We start from the raw sequence: 22,267 nt of genomic DNA, 5'->3' as shown, positions 1-22,267 counted from the left end.
CCAACGAACAAGCCTTCGAGCTCCTCGGTTTTAGCAAATGCAATACTATGTACAAGCCCGTGAAGTACACCAAAATGCTCTCTCACTGCAGAAGCAAGAGTATCGATCTCAGCATCCACTGTCACATTGCAAGGCAATACGACGGAATTAGGAATCGTATCCGCCAGTTTGCGTACACGCTCTTCTACTCTTTCATTTTCAAAGGTAAAAGCCAGACGCGCTCCTTGCGCCGCCAAAGACTGGGCGATAGCCCAAGCAATACTTCGATCGTTGGCAACCCCCATAATCAGTATATTTTTACCGTCCAATAGTTGAGTCATACAACAAAAGTCCCCTCTCTTAATAAAATGAGGCTTGTCAACCTTACTTCTTTCTCAAAGTACCCCATTTTTCCTAATATTTCAAGAGAAAACCATTGTCTGAAACTTAAAATAACCATCTCATCGTTTTGCATCAATTTGTCTTGAGTTCACTTAGGGGAGCAGTTCTTACCTACTTACTATAAAGAGTGCATCAAATCTCAAAGGATGCTTGGTTTAACACAGTAACCTCTGCTTGTTGACTTAGATCCTTCATAAGTTTAAATAGAGCCTCATCTTTCTTCTTGGCCTCGATCATAACATCCAACCTCGGAGTAAGAGGAGCTATGGATCTCAGAAAAGCTAGCAGCGCCGGCGCATCAATAAAGTCGGCATGACTTCGAGGATCTTTGTCGTTCTTCGGACTGGACACATGGATTTTGGGTGGCAGTGGTTGATCGGAACCCTGTGCTTTTTCATTACGCCATGTTTGCAAAATGCGCGGCCAAAGCTCAGCAGCATTCCCCTTCCCCTCTTCATGATTCACCTGATGATGGTGGATATCCAGCACCATGGGTGCTCCCACTTCTTCGCATATTTGCAGTGTCTCTAAGGCGGTGAAGGTTTTATCATCATTTTCCAACGTAATTCTATGGCGAATCCGATCGGTAAGGTTAGTGAATCTTTCTATAAATCGCTTCGATGCCGTTGCTTTATTGCCGTAGGTGCCTCCTACATGTATGTTGCATTTAGCCGACTCATCCAGTCCCATAGCCTCCAGCATCCCGACATGTCGATCCAAATCAGCTAAGGAGTTGTGAAGCACTACCTCTCTCGGGGTACTTAACACCGTAAAATGATCCGGATGAAAACTGAGTCGCATAGCATGCTCACGAGCATAGCTTCCGAGTTCAATAAAGCTGTCCCTCAGCACCGGCATCGGGTCCCAGCCCTCAAGCGACTCATGACCAATGAGAGGAATTAGTTTAGAGGAGCATCGATACATAGCGATATCATAAGCGCGGTTATGTTTTAGTAATCTGAGCGTATTATGGATATTTTCCATGGCAATGCGTTCCAGCTTGCGAATCGCAGCTGCCTTATCCCCCAGCTTATTGAAATTTGTGGCCGTCATGGTCTTGGAAGGGGACGCATTGGATACGAGCATCGACATGGCAACATAGCCAAGACGAACGATCATGAGCCTATTCACGCTCCTTGGGAATGAATTCAAGCTACAAGCTAGGTTGCCCTTAACTCGGAGGAGCTATGAGGTTGACGGCTTGACCCATTTTTGGCAGCATGTTTTCTCTTGAATGAACTTATCATGAGACAGTTACCTCTTTGTCCAAAAAGAAAAACATCTCTCCTCATTAAAGGAAAGATGTTCCTATTACAGTATAGATTATGGATGATTCAGGCCAAAAAACATTTCGTGAGCCAAAGCGGTTTGAACTCTTGCTTCTTCCTCCGTTAATCTGCGAACAAGCTCCATTTCGACTTGAGTAACTTCCTCACCTTGAAAGTTGATCTCCGCGATGGACGCTACGATTTTTACGATAGCAATGGCTTTATTCTCAGGTGAATAAGCAATGACCATCTGTCCCGTTGGAAATACGCGAAATCCGCTCTTAACCATTTTGCCCCGACCGTACTCCAAAAGCTCATACAGCTCCTGATCGGATTTGAATTTGCAGACAGAATTGAATTCAGTTTGAAATCCCATACGTGGCCCTCCTGTTCAAGGATAAATGATAATATTGCTTAGCATACTTATTCTACGTCAAAAGAATACTGCAGCCGTTGTTTCTCTGCGTGCCGCTGCAATGCCAACGTAATGAGATCGTCCAGCAGCTGCCTATAGGATTTGCCAGTCTCTTTCCACAACAGAGGGTACATACTGTACGGAGTAAAACCAGGCATCGTATTGATTTCATTAATATATACAAGATTGTCTTCTTTCCTTAAGAAGAAATCTACACGGGACAAGCCTGACCCATCAACAGCCTGAAAAGCGCGGATAGCGAGTTCACGGATATGATCCGATAGCTCCTGCGGAATTTCTGCTGGAATGACCATGGATGATTTTCCATCAATATATTTGGCTTTATAATCATAAAATTCATTGGACGAGACGATTTCGCCTACAACCGATGCTTTAGGATCATCGTTACCCAGCACTGCCACTTCGACTTCACGTGCGTCAATGTTTTCCTCAACAATTACTTTGCGGTCGAACTGGAACGCTGTCTGGATAGCTGCAATCAGTTCATCACGGTTTTGGGCTTTACTGATGCCTACGCTGGAACCAAGATTAGCAGGTTTAACGAAACAAGGATAGCCGATCGAGATTTCGATTTCCATTAAAAAGAACGCTTGGTCCTTTTCCCATTGAGTTTTCGTGAAATGACGGAACACACATTGAGGCAATCCTTCTTGGGCAAACACTTTTTTCATCATGATTTTGTCCATGCCAACGGAAGAAGCTAGTACGCCTGCTCCAGCATAGGCGATATTGGCCATTTCCAACAGCCCTTGAATCGTTCCGTCTTCGCCAAAGGTACCGTGAAGCAGCGGAAGAACGACATCGATTTGTTGCGATGATCCGCCAACTGCTGGTGAAGCCGATGCAACAGAGCTTATCGCTGCCTTGTCTCCAGGCTGAAGAGAGGCGAAGAACGGTTGGAGCGCGAAGGACTGGGCTTGCTCCGCCCCATCCTGAAAGGTCAGTGCTGCAACGTTCGGAACGGGTCCGTTGAGCATTGGCCCGGAGCGCCATTCTCCCTGCTTTGTTATGTAAAAAGGTTGAATTTCGTATTTGTTCATATCGAATGCTTGGATTACGGCCATCGCTGTCAGTAGGGATACTTCGTGCTCCCCCGACTTTCCTCCGTAAACTAAGCCAACGCGAATTTTGTCTTTCATAATAACCTCCGAATGGATATGTCATTCAATGCATAGTAAAATTGCTAATCTCGAGGAACAATATCGTTTACAGGAGATCGGCAATATGAAGAAACTTGTATTGGGTCCGTTCCGTCCAGGCTACTGAATCTTTGTAGCTCCAATAACGGTGGAAACTGTTCGTGGTATGGGCATTCACCAACGGCATGCCGTTCTCGTCCTTAGCCGTGACAATCGTGCTGTGCTGGTAGCGTCCGTTGCCATCCCAGTCATAGCTTATAACGTCCCCAAGCTCCAGCATTTCGGCTTGAGGCACTTCCTCGGCAGCGAGACCGTTGCGATTGATCATTAAATAGCGCTGCAATCCGTGTGCGACTGCCCAGCTATAGCTCCAATGCTCTTGACCGTTGTAACGGCCTTTGTACCACCATCCAGCATCCCTTTTCCCAGTATAGTGCATTGGTGCCCCGCCTGCAAAGAGGCACTGGGATATATAGTTGCTGCAGTCGACTTCAAATTCAATGTAGGCAGGGTTTCCTTTGTCCCACCACGTGTCGGCATATTGTACGGCTTTGGCTCTATCGTAGACTGATTTTCTAGCTCCCGGCTCCAGATAAGGAAGGATATTATAATTCAAATAAGGAATAGATAGTGATTTCGTTCCCCCATGATCGGCGAAATATTCCTCAGGTTCATGGAAACCGTCTTGAATCGATAAATTAGGAAAGAACGGTTCCGAGCGCAGCGATTCAATGTTAACTATGTACCATTTGCCATCCATTTCTTCAAGGTGAACCTGCTCGTATTCTATCCGTTGTTCCTCATGATCCCGGGTTCCAATGGAACCGATCGAGGTTCGGCGAAGCCTTACATTCGCAATGACTTTCCCCGCTTGCTCTTCAGCATGCAAAATGGAGAGGCGGGTTTCGCTTTTGACATAAAAAAAGTTCCGGTCCTGGTCCAAATGCGCCGTTCGAGCCAACCTCTTAATCTGAGCCTGCAAATAGGCTCTATCGATTACAAAAGGCATCAATGGCTCAACAGAATAATCCATATCCATCTGATTTTTGTGATGAACATAATCATAGAGCGTTGTTTTCCATGACATGCGGGCTACCTCCATTTATATGTAATGGCTGACTGAAATCCACCGGACTAGAGCAAACCATAAGAGCTAGAGCTATTACCTCACGTGTAGCTTAAGATCGAGTAGGTGTCTAAGCTAACCATTTAGGGATCTCCAGATAGAGGTATTGGAAGATATTATGGCATTTAGACATTCCATTTTTTGGAGGCTGCCCCGGTATGAACAACAACAAGCCTAGTGCTTTGAATAGTTATCCAAAAGACAGGAGGGACATGCTCTGACGCACCTGTTTATCACTCTCAATATATGAGCAATTGGTGCCAAAAATGATTGAATTTGACCTTTACGTAGGGCCTTTCAGCATGTATACTTAATGTATAGCAATTATGAAATCACGTTTCATCAAGTGAAACATTCTTGGTTTCAGCTTACTTTTAACTACCTAAGGAGGAATAACACTCATGGCTAAAAAAGACCATTATTCGGTCCGCAAAGCGCTTGACGTAAAAGGTAAAACATACCAATACTACAGCCTGCCTGGACTTGAAGAGCAAGGCCTTGGCAACATCTCCCAACTTCCATTCTCCATTAAAGTGCTTCTGGAAGCAGCAGTCCGCCAATTCGACGGAAGAGCTATCACTCCTGAGCATGTTAAGCAAATTGCAAACTGGGCGAAAGAGCGTGAAGAGAAAGAAATTCCTTTCATTCCTGCACGTATCGTTCTTCAAGATTTCACCGGCGTACCGGTTGTCGTTGACTTGGCAGCAATGAGAGACACAATGAAAAAATCCGGCGGAGATCCTAAACGGATTAACCCACTGGTACCAGTTGACTTGGTTATCGACCACTCCGTTATGGTTGATGCATTCGGTACTCCAAGCGCTTTGGACACGAACATCAACATTGAATTCGAACGTAACGAAGAGCGCTACCGTTTCTTGCGTTGGGCGCAAACAGCATTCGATAACTTCCGTGCTGTCCCTCCTTCAACAGGTATCGTTCACCAAGTAAACTTGGAGTACCTGGCTTCCGTAGCAGCTACCAAAGTTGTAGACGGCGAAACAGAAGTATATCCTGACTCTCTCGTAGGTACGGACTCCCACACCACCATGATCAACGGTCTTGGTATCGTAGGTTGGGGCGTTGGCGGTATCGAGGCAGAAGCAGGTATGCTTGGTCAACCTCTATACTTCGTAACACCTGAAGTTATCGGCTTCAAATTGACAGGAACATTGCCAGAAGGCGCAACAGCAACTGACTTGGCTCTGACAGTTACTCAAATGCTTCGTAAAAAAGGCGTTGTAGGTAAATTCGTTGAGTTCTACGGCCCAGGACTAAGCAACATCAGCTTGGCTGACCGTGCTACAGTAGCTAACATGGCTCCTGAGTATGGCGCAACCGTCGGTTTCTTCCCAGTTGACTCCGAGTCCTTGAACTACTTGAGAGGTACTGGCCGCGAAGAAGATCAAATCGCTTTGGTTGAAGCTTACTATAAAGCACAAGGCATGTTCCGTACGGACGAAACGCCAGATCCTGTATTTTCCGATAAAATCGAACTTGACCTTTCCTCCGTTGTACCTAGCTTGGCAGGTCCTAAGCGTCCTCAAGACCGCGTAGAGCTGACAGCTATGAAGGAATCGTTCAACTCAATCGTTCGCACGCCAATTGAAAAAGGCGGATACGGCTTAAGCGACGAAAAAATCGCAGAAGTGGTTGACGTTAAACATCCAAGCGGCGAAGTAACTAAAATGGGTACTGGCGCTGTTGTTATCGCAGCTATCACAAGCTGTACGAACACTTCCAACCCAAGCGTTATGCTAGGAGCAGGTCTTGTTGCTAAAAAAGCGGTAGCTCGCGGTTTGAAAAAACCAGCTTACGTAAAAAGCAGCTTGACTCCAGGTTCCCTTGTTGTTACTGAGTACTTGAAAAATGCAGGCTTGCTGGAATCTCTTGAAGCTTTGGGCTTCCACGTAGCAGGCTATGGCTGTGCAACCTGTATCGGTAACTCCGGTCCATTGCCTGATGAAGTAGGTCAAGCAATTGCCGACAACGATATGACGGTAGCGGCTGTATTGTCCGGTAACCGTAACTTCGAAGGCCGCGTTCACGCTCAAGTAAAAGCTAACTACCTGGCTTCCCCGCCGCTAGTTGTTGCTTATGCTTTGGCAGGAACGGTGAACATCGACCTGGCTAACGATCCAATCGGATACGACCAAGCTAACCAACCGGTTTACTTGAAAGATATTTGGCCATCTAAAGATGAGATCCAAGAAGCGATCTCTACTGCAATGAGCCCTGAGATTTACCGTGATAAATACTCCAACGTATTCCGTGCTAACGAGCGTTGGAATGCGATCGACGTACCGGAAGGCGAGCTGTACGAGTGGGATGAAAAATCCACTTATATCGCTAATCCTCCGTTCTTCGAAAACTTGGGTGCAGGTATCTCCGATGTCTCTGACATCAAAGGTGCAAGAACCCTGGCATTGCTGGCAGATTCCGTAACTACGGACCATATCTCCCCTGCTGGTAACATCAAAGCGGATAGCCCTGCTGGTAAATTCTTGATCGAGCATGGCGTGAAGAAAGAAGATTTCAACTCCTACGGTTCCCGCCGTGGTAACCATGACGTGATGATGCGCGGTACATTCGCGAACATCCGTATTCGTAACCAAGTGGCTCCTGGTACCGAGGGTGGCGTAACAACTTACCTGCCAACGGGTGAAGTGGAATCCATCTATGATGCTTCCATGAAATATCAAGAACAAGGCACTAACCTTGTTGTTATCGCTGGTAAAGAGTATGGAACTGGAAGCTCCCGTGACTGGGCTGCTAAAGGTACATTCCTGCTTGGCGTTAAAGCCGTTATCGCAGAAAGCTTCGAACGTATTCACCGTTCCAACCTCGTGGGCATGGGCGTATTGCCGCTTCAATTCCATGAAGGTCAAGGATGGAAAACGCTCGGTATCACAGGTACTGAAACTTTTGACATCTCTGGCTTGAACAACGATGTACAACCAGGACAAAGTGTCACTGTAACAGCTACACGTGAAGATGGAAGCAGCTTCTCCTTCGAAGTTAGCGTTCGTCTGGACAGCATGGTGGATGTAGACTACTACCGTAACGGCGGTATTCTGCAAACTGTATTGCGTCAAATCATGGCTTAAGTCTCAGCCTAATTTAGCTACAGGAAAAAGCCCCCTTCGGGGCTTTTTTTGCGTGCTAATTTCAGCCCCTCAACAATGGAGGACCTCTGCCTAAATTTTATAAGATTTATTCATTATCCATCTAAAACGGTCGATATAATAGTGAATGTATTTTTTACATATTAGACACCAGAGGAGATCGAAACATATGTGGCTGAAAAAAACGCTAGCTCTATCCGTAGGCAAAAAGCTATACCTCTCTTTTGCCCTGATGCTAGCCCTTTTAATGGTAATGGGATTCACAGGCTTGAATAAAATGGCGCTGGTACAAAACAAAACGGATGAAATTACAAATTCATGGCTTGAAGGCGTAGAAACGATTAATAATATTAACTTTTTGACGGAGCATGTACTCTCCTCGCAGTTCGCCATTATGAGCGAACCGGATTCCAAACAAAAAACGCAGCTCATTCAAAAATCGGACCAATCCTTCGAGTCCATTGATCAAGCTTTCGCTCGGTACCGTACTAGCTTCGTCAGTGAGGAGGATCAAAAGCTGTTCGACTCCCTGGAGAACGAGTGGAAAAATTATCGCAAGGTTTATAATGATGCTATAAACCTCTCATCTGAAGTTAATCTTATTACGGGTTCCGGGAAAAGAGGAGATGAAATCAATGCTATCATCGCTAAGTCCCAGGAGCAGTACTCAAAAATGCAAGAAAAAATAGATCTTCTAGTCAAGCTCAATCATGACGGTGCCATACAGGCTAAAAATGAGAGCCAAGCTATCTATAGTTCGGCCCTAAACGGTTCTCTAGCGATCATTGTTTTATCTGTTTTATTAGGAGCCGGGTTGGCCTTTGTCATTACACGAAATATTTCCAAGCCGGTACGGCTCGTTTCCGCACAGCTGCAAAAAATATCAAGCGGCGATCTGACCATGGAGAAAGTACATATAAAAAATAAAGATGAAATCGGATTGCTGGTCTCTTCTTTAAACCTGATGGTCGATAATCTTAAAGGAACCATTCTGAACATTCAGGATACTTCCTCTATCGTTGCAGCCTCTTCAGAGCAGCTATTAGCAAGCTCGGAGCAAAGCGCACAAGCGAGCAAGCATATTGCCTCATCCATTCAAGAAGTCGCTCACGACGCCGAGAATCAGGTACAGAGCGGAGAGGAATCCAGCCGGGCTATGGAAGAAATGGCTGGCGGCATTCAACGCATTGCAGAAACAAGTTCGGAGGTGTCCGAATTGTCTCTCGAGGCATCGCATCAAGCAGATCAGGGCAATCAATCGATTAAAGACGTCATTCTGCGAATGGAAACAATCAGCGAATCCGTAGGCCAGGCTGGAGAGGACATTAAACAGCTTGCACAGCATTCCGATAGCATTGGGAATATTGTTAGCCTTATTGGAGATATTGCGGCTCAGACCGGCCTTCTGGCCCTTAATGCCGCTATAGAATCAGCAAGAGCCGGTGAGCACGGGCGCGGATTTGCTGTTGTTGCCGGGGAAGTAAAAAAATTAGCGGAGCAATCCACGAGATCCGTTCAGGAAATCAGCAGCATTATTGAGCAAATACAGACGGATACATTGAAAGCTGTCGGCACGATGAACAAAAGCTTGGCAGAAGTTCACGGAGGCATGGATGCGGTGCAAGGCGCCAATCAAAAGTTCCAGCGTATTGTTCAAGCATCTCAAATGGTTTCAGAGAAAATTCAAGAAGTCGCCGCTGCCGCGCAGCAGATGGCGGCAAGTTCGGAAGAGGTGTCGGCGTCTGTTACCGAAATGGGCAGCATCGCCAGACACGCAGCAGCAACTTCCCAAGCGGTTGCTGCATCAACGGAGGAGCAGTTAGCCTCTGTCGATGAAATCGCGTCTTCAGCCCATGCCTTAAGTAAAATAGCGCAGGATTTGGCGGACTCCGTAAGCCAGTTTAAATTGAATCATACCAAGTAATCTCCCTTCGGAGATTGGGGCTTGTAAAGATTTCCCCAAAAATAAAAAAACGCAGCAGCCGATGGAAGCCTATCCACCGCCTGCTGCGTTTTTTCATTTATATAACCATCTTCCCCATGCGTCGAGCGGCTTCCATAAGAACCGGCGCATGCTCCTTCATCTTCTCCACAGTGAGCCGATTGGATGGTCCGCTTACCGCAAGCGCGGCAACCAGACGATGGGCGCCATTCAAGATAGGAACAGCGACCGCCGCAGCACCAGGTTCCCGCTCTTCAACACTCGTTGCGAAGCCGAGCATCTTAGCTTCCTCCAACTGCTGCATAAAAGCTTTTTGATCCAGACCGGTCGGCCATCCCGGGCTTGTAAGCAGTGCCTCCTGGGCATCAGGTTCTGCAAAGGCAACCAGAATCTTACTCGAAGCGCCGACATACAGCGGCATTCTGGCACCGATAGGAGCGACACGACGAATAGCCTGGTTGCTCTGTACAGCTTGTACACGCACACGCTCCAAACGATCGCTGACATAGAGGCTGATCGTCTCGTCGAGCTGGTCACGAAGCCGTTCCATTTCCGGCAAGAAGATTTGTGCAGGATCATCGCTATGCGTCAAATTGGCGGATAACTCCCATATGCGGAAGCCAAGCCGATACTTTTCCGAGGACGGATCACGGATAATGAAGCCCTTGCCTTCCAAGGAAGCCAAAAGCCTATGTACCGTGCTCTTATGCAGAGATACACGTGATGCAATTTCCGTTAAGCTCAAATCCGACGAATCTGCAAAGCAAAGCAATATATCCAACGCGCGCTCTACCGCGCGTACCGTTAATTTGCCATCTTCCATCTGCTATTCCCTCATCTTTCGGTTTCACTTGATGAAACTTAGTTACGTATAGTATAACTCATATCCCTTCGTATCGTAAAGTATATAATTCATCCATTACAGAATTCCAATAAGGAAATGTTCATACTCCTAAAAAAAACAGCCTTGAACCAATTACTCAAGACTGTTCATCATGCATGATTAATACCTATTTGTCGAACGTATTCGAGCGGTATTCTTATCCCTAGCATCTTCATTCTTATCTTCATATTCCGACAACCACAGCATCCCCATAAAAATGGCAAACATAACAACAACCAGAATGGTTCCTTGCAGCAGCCACTCCTGAATCAGACAATAGATGATTAATGGAATACTAAGCATTAATAAGCAATATAACGTCATTCCTACCTTCTTCGCTGTTGTCCGCTTCACCATTTCTCCCCCATTTGCTAATGATTGTTATATTGTATTCATACAAACAAGCTTTAGGACGATAACGGTTCAAGTAATCCAATCTTTCGCGTAGGGTTTACAGACGTTAAATATCATGAAATATTTATCATATTAACCAATATGATGAAAATTATCGTTGCTATTGTTACATCCATATTACAGCTAGTTTACATTTTTCGCGGGCGATTGACGGTCATAGCGTTCCCATTTTACTATATAAATAAGAGTAAAATCATGAATGTCCATCTATTTCTCCATATGGCAAATGAGTTACTCATCACCCAAGTCATCTTAGTCTACAAAGGAGGGATTTCGATGGAACCGAACCCTATGTCTCCTGTTCCTATAACTACTACTGCCGCTCAAATTGAAATCGCTGTCAAGCAGCCCTCCATTGCCAAACGCAGGGTCAAAAGCATCTTGATTATTCTTCTTTCGGTTCTGCTTCTCTTTGTTAGCTTGGTCATGGCTTTTCATGCCTATATTGCTTGGACATTGGCACGACCGCATATTGATCCGCTGCGATCCAACCCAGCCGCCACTATTGGCGTTTCCTATCAGGATATTCAGTTTCCAAGTCTTAACGGCAGCTCCGTTCTCGACGGATGGTATATTCCTGCAGTCGGGTCTAAAGCCTCTACCAAAACGGTAGTTTTCTCTCATGGGTACGGCGGAAACCGTGAAGAAATATGGGTCCCTCTCTATGATTTAGCCAAAGAGCTGCACCAACAAAATTATAATGTCCTTATGTTTGATTATGGTTTTGTACAGCCTAAAGAAAGTGTAACCGGGGGCATTCGTGAATCTCAGGAGCTGCTCGGTGCCGTTAAATATGCAAGAGAGCACGGAGCTGAGCAGGTGTATGTGTGGGGCTTCTCTATGGGAGCGGGAACCGCCTTGCAAGCTGCTTTGCTAAGCGACGACATCGATGGAATGATTCTGGACAGCACGTTCATACTAGAGCCTGATACGGTATATCACAACATGAAGCAGGTTGCCGATCTGCCGAAGTTTCCTACTCAGCCGCTCGTCTATTTATTTTTCCCGTTAATTAACGGGGTGAGCCTTAATCAAATTCCATACAATCAGGTAAAAGAAACAAAGTACAATATCCCTATTTTCTTTATTCACGGCAAGCAAGACTTGAAGGCACCCTATGAAATGGCTCAAGAAATTTTTAATAACCAGCCGCGAAATTCCGGCTCTCAATTGTGGTTATTACCCCAAGATAGTCATGAATTGATCTACAGGGCGCATCCCAAAACGTATTTAAGCCTTACCATGGGCTTCTTAAGGACCTTATCCTCCTCTCATGACCAATTGCAGGCTATGCAAAAATAAGCTGAAGTATAATAAAAACCCCCTCACTTGCGATATTGACAGCAAGGAGGGGGTTTGTGATTTAAGGGTATTATTGTTTAAGAAGCGATAGAAACTCAGCGCGAGCTGCAGGGTCCTTGCGGAACAATCCGCGAACTGCCGAAGTGACCGTCTTGCTGCCTGGTTTCTTGACGCCGCGGGCACACATGCACAAGTGTTCCCCTTCAACGACTACCATGCAGCCATGAGGAGCCAGCTCCTCATCGATGATGTCCGCTATTTCCGATGTAATGCGCTCCTGCACCTGCAATCTGCGGGTGATGGCCTCAACAAGTCGAGCGAACTTGCTAAGTCCGGCGATTCTGCCGCTAGGCACATAGCCGATATGAATTTTTCCGAAGAACGGAGCCATGTGATGCTCACATTGGCTGTAATACACGATATCTTTTACAATAACAAGCTCTTCGTGCTTCTCATCAAACGCTACGCCGAGAATGTCTTTGTAATCGGCTTCATAACCTGCGAAAATTTCCTCGTACATCCGGGTTACCCTAGCGGGGGTATCGAGCAGTCCTTCGCGATCGACGTCTTCACCGATCAGACGCAATATTTCACGGATGTGACCTTCTACTAACGCCCGGTTTTCTGAAACTCGGGTGTTTTTGTATTCTTTTGCCGGCATGCTTGTTTACCCTCCTTAAGAGCCTCGCTGTTTGCGAAGCTTGCTCCGTAAGATATTCCTTAGTGCTTGTACATCTCGCTCTCATCTGTATTCTGTGTATAGTAAAATGAGCATAAGTGCCAGGGCTTCAATAAGCCCTCTTGTTACTTTCTTTTGGTCTTGCCTGCAAAATTCTGGTTTTTCATCATTTGCTGAGCTTTTTGCAGCTGTTGTTTATTCATGTTGTAGCCCATTTTTTTAGCCATTTCTTGAAGCATTTGCGGGTTATTCTGCATGCTTTCTAGCTGTCTGCGCAAATAGTAGACCCCGGCGAAAAATCCCCCCACAGCCCCTACAATTAAAGTTACAATTGGAATAACATAGTTCCACCACATCGTTGCTTTCACCTCATAAGGAAGTTATCATTGTCCATAATAGCAAATACTAGGCATTCATACAAATACATATTTTATCCTCTCATTGACTACATAAGGACCTGGTCAATAAAAACGGTTGTATATTTAGCCAAGTCTACCTCTTTGACATCCAGCTCACGGTCCGCCATATCCGATTTGACCACGCGAATAACTGGACGACCAGGCAGCCCGCGATGTTGTCCTACGACAACTCCAGTTTCCTTATTGGAAAGCTTCACAGACGCTCCGGTAGGGTATACGGATACGGTACGCAAAAAGTGGATGACAATTTCGCGGTCCAGTTGGGTGCCTGCAAGAACCATCATATGCTCACACGCTTCATGCGGCAGCATTCGGCGTCCCTTAGATACATCGAACAACAAATTGTCGTAAGTATTCGCAACAGCGGCAATCTTCGCATAGAGATGGATTTGATCTCCCGGAAGCTGTCTCGGTGTGCCCTCTCCATCCATTCTCTCATGATGCTGAAAGGCTACGTGAGCGATGAGCAGACTTAATTCACGTTTGTTCTTCAGCATCTCAAATCCGCGCCATGTATGATGCTTGCGCAAATCTTCCGATTCGTCATCGGCAATCGCTTCGATTTTACCGATATCGTGAAGCATAGCCCCGATCGCCAGTTCGCGCAATTGCTGGCTAGGCAGCCCCATATGAATGCCGATTAAGACGGACATCATGCATACGTTAAGCGCGTGCACATACATTTCGTTATCCTTGGTTCTGATATCGGACAGCTGGATCAGTACCTCTTTGTTCTTCATGATTTCATCAAGCAGATTGTCAATGCTGCCGTTGATAGCACGTGTATTCACTTCTTTTCCCGAACGGATCGAATCGAACGTTTCGCCCATTCTTTGCATGACGGCACGCTTCGTTTCTTCCGAAACCATGTCGACAATTTCGACATCTTCAAACTGCGGATCTTTGATATAGAGCATTGTGACGCCGATTCTTTTTAAGGTCGTGATCATGTATACCGTGAGCTGTACGCCCTCGGATAGCAGGATGGCACCATTTCCCGAAAAAATCGTCCTGCCTAAATACTGTCCCGGCTCGATGCTGTCGATATGTATGTATCTCATTGTTCTCTCCTAAGAGTTTTCCGAAGGAAAACTTTCTTCGTAAGCGTAGACTGAGTTTTCCGTAGGAAAACTTTAGAGTGTCGAAAACCTGTAAAACTTGAAATATTGCTAGTATAATCCGGTGAGGTATGCCCCTCCATCCGCTGTTGAAACCCTTGAATTTGATTAGACTTTAGTGGTATATTCACAGGTTTCAAAGGCGGACGTAAACTCTTCCGAGGCACACCTCACCTCCCTATATAGCATATTTCCCGAAGAAAACAGGTTCTCTGAAAAACTCCGTTTTCCGTAAGAAAACCTTCTTCAACTAGGGTTTAAAAGTTTCCCATCAGAAAACTTTCTTTCATTATACCGCATAGCCTTCATGCTGCAGTAGATGTATTTTCACATTCAACCCGCCACCATACCCGACCAAGGAGCCGTCTGCGCCAATGACGCGATGGCAGGGAACGATAATCGGGACAGGATTGCGGTTATTAGCACCGCCTACTGCGCGTACGGCTTTCTCGGATTGAATGGCTTGTCCGATATCCTTGTAAGAACATACTCGGCCATAAGGGATTCGCGTTAACGCTTCCCAGACCTTCACTTGAAACGGAGTTCCACGTAAATCCAATGGAATTTCGAATACAGTCCGGTCTCCTGCAAAATATTGCTCCAGCTGATGCACCGTTTCTGTCAGCACAGGTGTATAGGTTCCCTTCCACTGTGTTGTCCCGTACCACCGTTCGGACCACTTCTTCAGCTTCGGCTCCACATCAGCAAATGTACCGAATTCAATATGGCAAAGTCCTCCACCTTCTGCTGCCAACACTAGAGGCCCAATTGGCGATTGGATTTCAATGTAGTTTATGTTCAAGTCGGACATAGGCTTTATTCAACTCCTTTAAGACAACCTCATCTTGTTCCCGCTCCAATGCATGCGATACAGCTTCATGTGCCGCATCGCCACCTATACGGCCGAGTGCCCATGCCGCTGCTCCTCGAATCTCAGGGCGTTCGTCCCGCTGCAGGAGACGGCTCAGAACAGGAACAGCCTCCTGCTCCTTGAAATGGCCCAACGCAAAAATTGCATTGCGCTGGATCGGCTTCTTACCGCGCCATGAGGCCGCGCTTGTACCGAACCGCTCCTTGAACTCACGATTGCTTATTTCAAGCAGCGGAAGCAAAAGCGGCTTCGCCTGTTCAGGATCCGGCTGGAACTCCGGATGATGGTTCCAATTCTTTCCTTTATTCTTCGGACATACGATTTGGCAAGTATCACAGCCGTACAGCCGGTTGCCGATCTTCTCCTTGATCGAGTCGTCTTCTACATGCCCTTTGGTCTGCGTTATGAAGGAGATGCACAGCTGCGAGTTCAATTGCCCCGGACCGACAAGCGCTCCCGTAGGGCAAGCATCGATACAGAGCGTACAATCTCCGCAGCTTTCGGTAACCGGTGAATCCGGCGGCAGCGGCAGGTTCGTTATTATGTCGCCCAAGTATACCCATGAACCGAATTCAGGGGTAATAATGGAGCAATTTTTACCGCTCCAGCCTATTCCGGCACGCTCTGCTACAGCCCGGTCCACCAGAACGCCGGTATCTACCATGCTCTCCATTCTGACGTCAGGAACCCGCTCACGAATCCATGCCTCCAGCCGCTGGAGCCGATTGCGCAGTACATGGTGATAGTCCATCCCCCAAGCAGAGCGGGATAGCATCCCTCTGTACGCTCCTGGCTCCGATCTTGGAACATACGGAAGTTTGGAGGGGTACGCTACCGCAATTGAAATAATCGAACGGGGCCCGGCCAAGGTTAAAGAAGGCTCCGTACGCTTCTCAATGTCTGGCTCCTCAAAGCCGGACTCGAAGCCTTGCTCCCTATGCTTAAGCAAAATCGTTTTTAATTCGACAAAGGGCTCCGCACTTGCGATGCCAATTTTATCAATGCCAAGATGCGACGCTGCCTCCTGCATGTCACGCTTCAGCTGATGCCAGTCCATGTTGCTCCACTCTGCCGCGTCCATCGGCATTGGTCTCACCTCTTTTGCTGTCTATCACAGGTTATAGGTACTTCCATTTGGCTAGAGGCCATACGATCCATTCCGCTCGTCCCTCCACCTGATTCAAAGAAACAGCCCCAAAGCTGCGGCTGTCATAGCTCGCATGGCGATGGCGGTTGTCCCCCATGACGAAAACATGCCCAACTTCCACCTTATACGGATCGAATCGGCCGTCTTCTATCAGCGTGTCCGTATAAGCCTCTTCCGACTCTTCACCGTTCACGAATAACTTACCTTGCTTGATATATACTTCATCGCCTGCAACGGCTACAACTCTTTTTACTAAATACTGGTGCTCCGAATCAATTCCGTCCGGCTCTCTTACGACAACGACATCACCCCGTTTGGGGCTGCCGATCCAAAGAATCGTTTTATTGATAAACAGCCACTCGCCTTCCTCTATGGTAGGCTGCATCGATGCGCCTTTTACCGTGGAAAGATGAAATCCATATTGATGGATCAGCAGAACTATGAGCAGTGCCACAACAACGGATTTCATCCATTCCCAGACTTCGGCTAAGAATCCGGCAGAATGGTCGACCGATAACGAATCGCCAGCCATCTCATGCTCCGTCTTTTTCTGAGAGAACAAGCCCATGCTACGCCTCCGTTCCTTCATCCTTCCACTTTTCCCATTGGCGATAGTAATCAAGCACCCATTCCTCATGAAAAGGCGCTTGGCCTTGTTGGATTCGCAGCAGCAAATCCTGAAGCCCTTGTTTGACTTTAGCATCTACAATAGAGGAGTAATGATAGCAAATTTTATGCCGTTCATACTCTTCTTGGTCTACAATATGCACGGCGCCTCCAGGCATCCGTATGACGTCCAGATCATAGTCTATATAAGTGATGACGTTGCCGTTAACATAAGGAGGAGAAGCGATGTTGCAGTAGTAGCGCACACCGGAATCCTCAAGTAATGCAACAACATTAAACCACTGCTTCGGAATGAAAAAAGATACTCCCGGAATGCGGCTGACCCATTCCTTCCCATCCGCTTCAATAATCTTGGTCTGGCTGTTGATAAGGACCAACATCGACTCCGTTTTATGCGGTTCATGAAGAAGAGATTCGGGTACACGCGCATTTTCCAGCCATGTCCGATGCAAATGCCCATCATGCTTGAAGCTTTTTATTATATAGGAAGAAAATGTCGCCATGAGGTCCAAACCCTTCTATTTTAACGTACGGTCGACCGATGTCCTTCAAAACCGAAATTCACCGGATGTTCGTCATGAAAGCAATCTTTGTTATAGCATAAACTTATGTTCGACGGCTTTCAAGAGCCTTCCCTCAAATGGAGATCGGTTCCCTTAGTTGCCTGCTGAAAACCGTCTATACCAACGGCTTCATAAAAACAAAAAGGCACAGCCTTTGCTTAACGCAAGCGGGCTATGCCGAAGATTTCCGTGCTGTATTCATTGCTCATTCTCGTCGGCGTTCTAGCCGTTCACTATACTCAAGCGATGCGTCGTCCGTGAAAAGTCTTCCGCTTGGTACCCTGCCGATTCATATACCGGTAAAACCATCTCATTGTGCACGTCCACCGTAATCAGGATGCGGCGTACTTTTCTTTGAACAAACCGTTGTCTCATCGATTCGATTAAAGCCTTGCCGATTCCTCTGCGTTGGTATTCCTGGCTGACTGCGATACGGTAATAATAGCCGTTATGGTTGTCAATCGTTCCTACAATGACACCCACCATTTGATCGTTTTCAATAGCGATAAGCACCAATTCACTATCCCACGAAAGCTGTCTGGCAAATGCCTCCATGGTTTCGTCATAACAGGCTTCTGACAATACGTTCTTGAACAGTTCGGTAACGGATACGTAATCGGACAATTGAAAGGAACGAACCAGCATCTTTGAACTCTCCCCGCGGCTTGATATGGTTATATTTAAAAATACGACAAATCTCGCAAAATTCCTTCTAAATTTTCGAGAAAAACTCAATATTTCTTCATAAAATATTAAAAAAGCCTTGAAAGCGCTATTTTTAAAGCGTTTTCATTCGTTTTTCTCCCTATTTCGCCTTTTTTATAGGGTATTTTGTAGCTTAATCTCTATTGACAGAGAAGGAAATAATAAGTATTATCATTGAGAATGATTTTCATTATTATTGTGATTAAGGGGAGATTTGTCTTGTTTTTTACCAAAACCTTCGGTCTGAAAAAACAATCTGTATGGCTTCTATCCTTACTCAGCATGATTCTACTTCTAGCTGGCTGTGGCCAAAGCACTACCAATAAAGATGGCGCAAGCGGAGCTCCCGCTGCATCTACTAGTCAACCGGATAAAGCCGTCAGCACCTCTTACACCGTGCAGCACGCAATGGGAGAAACCAAGATTACCGGCAAGCCGTCAAGGGTCGTTGTTCTGACCAATGAAGGGACTGAAGTGCTGCTGTCGCTTGGCATTAAGCCTGTCGGAGCCGTTAAATCGTGGTCCGGGACTCCTTTCTATGATCATATTAAGAAAGACCTGGAAGGCGTCGAAGTCGTCGGCGATGAAAATCAGCCTAACCTGGAGGCAATCGCCAAGCTTAAGCCCGACTTGATCATCGGTAATAAGCTGCGCCAAGAAAAAGTGTACGCTCAATTGTCGGCTATCGCACCGACCGTATTCTCCGAAAAAATAAATGCCGACTGGCAAAAGAATTTCAAACTTTATGCAGAAGCCTTGAATAAAAAAGCCGAAGGTGACCAACTGCTTAGCAAGCTGGACCAACGTATCGCAGAATTCAAAACCAAAGCCGGCGATAAGCTGAATATGAAGGTATCCCTGGTACGTTTTATTCCTGGCAAAACCCGCCTCTACTTCAATGATACATTCGCAGGTTTCATGCTTAAGAAAATTGGCTTCCAACGGCCTCAAGCACAAAATAAAGAAACGTTCGCAGATGAAATCAATAAAGAACGTATCCCTGATATGGAAGGCGACATTTTGTTCTACTATACTTGGGATAATGACAAGCAAGAAGCGAGTCAAGTCGAGAAGGAATGGACTAACGATCCGCTGTGGAAAAACTTGAACGTAGTGAAGAAAGGCAGCGTATTTAAAGTTAGTGACGACATTTGGAACTCATCCGGCAGTATTATCTCCGCTAATTTAATGATGGATGACTTGGAGAAAATCGTTCTAAAGAAATAAGCCGCATGAAAAAGAGGGACATTGCGCCCAATGTCATTAAGTTAAGGCGCAGGGCCAAAATCAAGAAAAAGAGCAGGCTATCGAAAAGATAGCCTGCTCTTTTTTGTGCGAATTTTCAAATAAGACTTGACAAGTAGTTGAAAGTATGTGGCGAAGCCCCTTGAAAAAACGAGGAGGTTTCGCTAATGGATACGTACGCGAATTCGCTTAAAAAAACGCTGACATCCCTCATACGAGAAATGTCAGCTGCACCAGCACCTTATGTCAAAAATCCTGAAAAGGATTTTACCCGTAAGAAAAAGCTGCCCTTTGAAACGGTTATGCAGCTCCTGATCTCCATGGGAGGCAACAGCATCTATAAGGAACTCTTGGAATCGCAGGGCTATGACGTAAACACTGCAACCACTTCTGCTTTTGTCCAACAAAGAAATAAAATCCTGCCGTCTGCTGTGGAATTCTTGTTTCACGCATTTACGCAATCGTATGCGGATATCAAGTGCTACCGAGGGTATCGATTACTTGCCGTTGACGGCTCGGATTTGCATATCGCAACGGACTCTGAGGAAACGGACACCTATTTTCAAAGTCAACCGAACACGAAAGGCTTTAACCTTCTGCACTTGAACGCAGCCTATGACTTGTGCAACAGACTTTACGTGGATGCCCTTGTTCAGCCACGAAGGTTGTGGAACGAGGGAAGGGCGCTGGCTACTATGGTTGACCGTTCCCCCATCAAGGGCAAAACCATTGTGATTGCCGATCGCGGTTATGAAAGTTACAACAATTTCGCGCATATTGAACGCAAAGGTTGGAACTATGTTATACGGGTAAAGGATTTGGACTCCAATGGTATTCTTTCGGGTTTGCGTTTGCCTACTAGCGGAGCGTTTGATTGGGACGTTCATCTGACCCTCACCAAAAAACAAACCAAAGCGGTTAAGGCTCGTCCCGAGATGTACAAGTTCGTCCCTTCCACGTCTACATTTGATTTTTTGGATTTGCAGGAGAACTTGTTTTACCCGATTTCCTTTCGGGTTGTTCGTTTCGTCTTGCCCAGTGGCGCTTATGAAACCGTCATTACGAATCTTTCTGCCGCTGATTTCCCACCCGATGAAATCAAGTCCATTTATAACATGCGATGGGGCATTGAAACTTCTTTTAGGGCATTAAAATACACCGTCGGTCTGACGCATTTTCACGCAAAGAGACAAGAGTCCATCGTCCAAGAGATTTTCGCAAGAATGATCATGTACAATTTCGCTGAAATGATGACCTCGCACGTCGTCATTTCGAAAATGGATAAACGGCACTCCTACCAAGTCAACTTCACGGTCGCCGTTCATGTTTGTAGACATTTCCTGCGCTCACGGGACGATGAACCCCTGCCCGATGTTGAAGCGCTGATTCGCAAAAACATTTTGCCGATTCGACCCATTCGCCCAGGGCAGAAGAATACGCGCAAAATCCGCTCGAAATCAGTCGTTAGCTTCGTTTATAGAGTAGCATAATTCGGTTCACATGAACATTTTTTAAGCGGATATGCCATCCGCTTTGTTTGCTGTACGCTTTTTTCCTTGCTTGCACAAAAAACAAACGGCATAGGACTTTTTCCCATGCCGTTTCTCGGATTTCATTTGTTTTCCCGATCTTGTCTCTTAGCTTAACTTAATGACATTGACATTGCGCCCTCTTTTTTCATGCCATCCCCTCTATTTACAAATTTCAAATCGTCATGCAGTATTTAATAAGAAGTACTATTTCCACGCATGGGAGTGTATATTTTTTGGATACTGTACTATTAAAGCTAACCAATTCGACGGATCCTGACTTATTACAATTGATCACTCAATTAGATGAATATCTCTTTGGCAAGTATCCAGCGGAAGAAGTATTCGTAGTAGACTTTAAAGATCCAGCCATACATGACGTTGTCTTTGTCACAGCCTATATCGATAATGTCGCTGTTGGGTGCGGGGCCTATCGTCCGTTGGACGAGGAGTCCGCTGAGTTGAAGCGGATCTACGTTGACAACTTATACAGGAAGCGAGGTATTGCTTCCAAAATACTCTCATGGTTGGAACAGGAGGCGCAGCAAGCGGGGTACTCTACGCTGCGACTGGAAACCGGCCCTGAACAGCCTGAATCCATTGCATTATATGAAAAATGCGGCTTTTATCATATCGAGCCGTTCGGGGAGTATGTTCATTGCCCGAGCAGCATTTGCATGGAAAAGAAACTGGGATCGTCCTTCCCTGTTACTCCGACTTTTAAGGAGCGGATCCAATGAGTAAGCATGAAGCAGACAGCAGTCAATTATATCAAACAGAGCTCGAAGATCTGCAGCAAATCGGCGATTTGAAAATCCGGCGGCTCACGCATGATGATGTTGCGGACATAGACAAGCTGATGAAGGACGTCGTGTCACGCCTTCCTTCCCGCACTCTTTTTGCGACGGACGATATCGACTACCTGAACGCTCACATTGAAGATCATGGAGAAATATACGGCGCATGGGCAGATGATCGACTTGTTGCCTATTCCGTGCTTGCGTTCCCAGGCTCCGCCGCCAAAAATTTGGGACGTGAATTTGGTATAGCAGAGGACGAACTGCATCGAGTAGCCGTCTTTGATGCGACTATCGTTCATGAATCGGTTCGAGGGAGGGGCTTGCAGCGATATTTCCACCGATTGCGAGAGCAGCGCGCCCGAGCACGCGGCTTCCTGTATGTATATTCCACCGTTCATCCTGAAAATGAGGCCAGTCGGCGAAATCTCGAAGCTGCCGGTTTCTCCCTTCAATTTACACGTCCTATGTATGGAGGACATCCAAGGTATTGTTATGCCAAGCTCTTAGTATAAACACAAAAAAAACGACAGGGGCCGTTGACCCTTGTC

Annotated in this window: 22 protein-coding genes (1 of these 22 cut by a window edge); 7 read left to right on the top strand and 15 right to left on the bottom strand. The window is 46.2% G+C overall.

Going from position 1 to position 22,267, the window contains the following annotated elements:
- The 5 genes from fabI to QMA13_RS02725 all read right to left on the bottom strand — a co-directional run.
- On the bottom strand, nt 1-320 hold the 5' portion of the coding sequence (fabI, locus tag QMA13_RS02745) for an enoyl-ACP reductase FabI (RefSeq protein WP_282939392.1). Its footprint begins 451 nt before the window's first position; only the first 320 of its 771 coding nucleotides appear in the window; the start codon lies at nt 318-320; its stop codon lies off the left edge, out of view.
- A gap of 193 nt (nt 321-513) precedes the next feature.
- Nucleotides 514-1,500: a UV DNA damage repair endonuclease UvsE gene (uvsE, locus tag QMA13_RS02740; protein ID WP_282939391.1), complete on the bottom strand. Its 987-nt coding sequence runs from the start codon at nt 1,498-1,500 to the stop codon at nt 514-516.
- Between the two features lie 204 nt (nt 1,501-1,704).
- Nucleotides 1,705-2,025: a hypothetical protein gene (locus tag QMA13_RS02735; protein ID WP_282939390.1), complete on the bottom strand. Its 321-nt coding sequence runs from the start codon at nt 2,023-2,025 to the stop codon at nt 1,705-1,707.
- Between the two features lie 47 nt (nt 2,026-2,072).
- Entirely contained in the window at nt 2,073-3,224 is a 1,152-nt protein-coding gene (locus QMA13_RS02730; protein ID WP_282939388.1) for a D-alanine--D-alanine ligase, read from the bottom strand.
- A 67-nt stretch (nt 3,225-3,291) separates the two neighbouring features.
- Entirely contained in the window at nt 3,292-4,311 is a 1,020-nt protein-coding gene (locus QMA13_RS02725; protein ID WP_282939386.1) for an amidase domain-containing protein, read from the bottom strand.
- 440 nt (nt 4,312-4,751) lie between these two features.
- Here QMA13_RS02725 and acnA point away from each other — a divergent pair, with 440 nt between their 5' ends.
- The gene (acnA, locus tag QMA13_RS02720; protein WP_282939384.1) at nt 4,752-7,457 is read left to right on the top strand and encodes an aconitate hydratase AcnA; all 2,706 of its coding nucleotides are present in this window, start codon (nt 4,752-4,754) and stop codon (nt 7,455-7,457) included.
- Nucleotides 7,458-7,644: 187 nt separating this feature from the next.
- Nucleotides 7,645-9,399: a methyl-accepting chemotaxis protein gene (locus QMA13_RS02715; RefSeq protein WP_282939382.1), complete on the top strand. Its 1,755-nt coding sequence runs from the start codon at nt 7,645-7,647 to the stop codon at nt 9,397-9,399.
- A gap of 97 nt (nt 9,400-9,496) precedes the next feature.
- On the opposite strand, the gene QMA13_RS02710 is transcribed toward QMA13_RS02715, so the two are convergent.
- Nucleotides 9,497-10,240 (bottom strand): IclR family transcriptional regulator, encoded by a 744-nt coding sequence (locus tag QMA13_RS02710; RefSeq protein WP_282939380.1) that lies wholly within the window; start codon nt 10,238-10,240, stop codon nt 9,497-9,499.
- Nucleotides 10,241-10,420: 180 nt separating this feature from the next.
- On the bottom strand, nt 10,421-10,624 hold the full coding sequence (locus QMA13_RS02705) for a hypothetical protein (RefSeq protein WP_282939378.1): 204 nt from the start codon (nt 10,622-10,624) through the stop codon (nt 10,421-10,423).
- A gap of 366 nt (nt 10,625-10,990) precedes the next feature.
- Here QMA13_RS02705 and QMA13_RS02700 point away from each other — a divergent pair, with 366 nt between their 5' ends.
- On the top strand, nt 10,991-12,016 hold the full coding sequence (locus tag QMA13_RS02700) for an alpha/beta hydrolase (protein WP_282939376.1): 1,026 nt from the start codon (nt 10,991-10,993) through the stop codon (nt 12,014-12,016).
- A 70-nt stretch (nt 12,017-12,086) separates the two neighbouring features.
- Here the strand turns inward: QMA13_RS02700 and folE are convergent, their stop codons facing one another.
- The 8 genes from folE to QMA13_RS02660 all read right to left on the bottom strand — a co-directional run bounded on the left by folE (nt 12,087) and on the right by QMA13_RS02660 (nt 18,085).
- On the bottom strand, nt 12,087-12,677 hold the full coding sequence (gene folE, locus QMA13_RS02695) for a GTP cyclohydrolase I FolE (RefSeq protein ID WP_282939374.1): 591 nt from the start codon (nt 12,675-12,677) through the stop codon (nt 12,087-12,089).
- 143 nt (nt 12,678-12,820) lie between these two features.
- Entirely contained in the window at nt 12,821-13,051 is a 231-nt protein-coding gene (locus QMA13_RS02690) for a YneF family protein (protein WP_282939372.1), read from the bottom strand.
- 89 nt (nt 13,052-13,140) lie between these two features.
- Nucleotides 13,141-14,175, bottom strand: coding sequence for an HD-GYP domain-containing protein (locus QMA13_RS02685; RefSeq protein WP_282939370.1), 1,035 nt, complete (start codon nt 14,173-14,175; stop codon nt 13,141-13,143).
- A gap of 346 nt (nt 14,176-14,521) precedes the next feature.
- Nucleotides 14,522-15,043, bottom strand: a complete 522-nt coding sequence (locus tag QMA13_RS02680; protein ID WP_282939369.1) for a methylated-DNA--[protein]-cysteine S-methyltransferase — start codon at nt 15,041-15,043, stop codon at nt 14,522-14,524.
- Nucleotides 15,015-16,184 carry a tRNA epoxyqueuosine(34) reductase QueG gene (queG, locus tag QMA13_RS02675; RefSeq protein ID WP_481858199.1) on the bottom strand — a complete coding sequence of 390 codons (1,170 nt, stop codon included), beginning with the start codon at nt 16,182-16,184 and terminating at the stop codon, nt 15,015-15,017. Before queG ends, QMA13_RS02680 begins: the two co-directional genes overlap by 29 nt.
- A gap of 37 nt (nt 16,185-16,221) precedes the next feature.
- Nucleotides 16,222-16,818, bottom strand: a complete 597-nt coding sequence (gene lepB, locus QMA13_RS02670; protein WP_282939366.1) for a signal peptidase I — start codon at nt 16,816-16,818, stop codon at nt 16,222-16,224.
- 1 nt (nt 16,819) lies between these two features.
- Nucleotides 16,820-17,380 carry a DUF402 domain-containing protein gene (locus tag QMA13_RS02665; RefSeq protein WP_282939364.1) on the bottom strand — a complete coding sequence of 187 codons (561 nt, stop codon included), beginning with the start codon at nt 17,378-17,380 and terminating at the stop codon, nt 16,820-16,822.
- Nucleotides 17,381-17,662: 282 nt separating this feature from the next.
- Nucleotides 17,663-18,085, bottom strand: a complete 423-nt coding sequence (locus QMA13_RS02660) for a GNAT family N-acetyltransferase (RefSeq protein ID WP_282939362.1) — start codon at nt 18,083-18,085, stop codon at nt 17,663-17,665.
- Nucleotides 18,086-18,427: 342 nt separating this feature from the next.
- Between QMA13_RS02660 and QMA13_RS02655 the strand changes: the two genes are divergently transcribed.
- From QMA13_RS02655 to QMA13_RS02640, 4 genes are all read left to right on the top strand, one after another.
- Nucleotides 18,428-19,372 (top strand): ABC transporter substrate-binding protein, encoded by a 945-nt coding sequence (locus QMA13_RS02655; RefSeq protein ID WP_282943220.1) that lies wholly within the window; start codon nt 18,428-18,430, stop codon nt 19,370-19,372.
- A 185-nt stretch (nt 19,373-19,557) separates the two neighbouring features.
- Complete coding sequence (locus QMA13_RS02650) at nt 19,558-20,880, top strand: IS4 family transposase (protein ID WP_282939361.1); 1,323 nt, start codon at nt 19,558-19,560, stop codon at nt 20,878-20,880.
- Between the two features lie 275 nt (nt 20,881-21,155).
- Nucleotides 21,156-21,659 carry a GNAT family N-acetyltransferase gene (locus QMA13_RS02645; RefSeq protein WP_282939359.1) on the top strand — a complete coding sequence of 168 codons (504 nt, stop codon included), beginning with the start codon at nt 21,156-21,158 and terminating at the stop codon, nt 21,657-21,659.
- Nucleotides 21,656-22,231, top strand: a complete 576-nt coding sequence (locus QMA13_RS02640; RefSeq protein ID WP_282939358.1) for a GNAT family N-acetyltransferase — start codon at nt 21,656-21,658, stop codon at nt 22,229-22,231. Before QMA13_RS02645 ends, QMA13_RS02640 begins: the two co-directional genes overlap by 4 nt.
- The last annotated feature ends 36 nt before the right edge of the window (nt 22,232-22,267 follow it).

The organism is Paenibacillus sp. RC67, assembly GCF_030020805.1.
Classification (GTDB): domain Bacteria; phylum Bacillota; class Bacilli; order Paenibacillales; family NBRC-103111; genus Paenibacillus_S.
The sequence above is the reverse complement of the archived record's forward strand: the minus strand, read 5'-3'. Positions and strand labels throughout refer to the sequence as shown.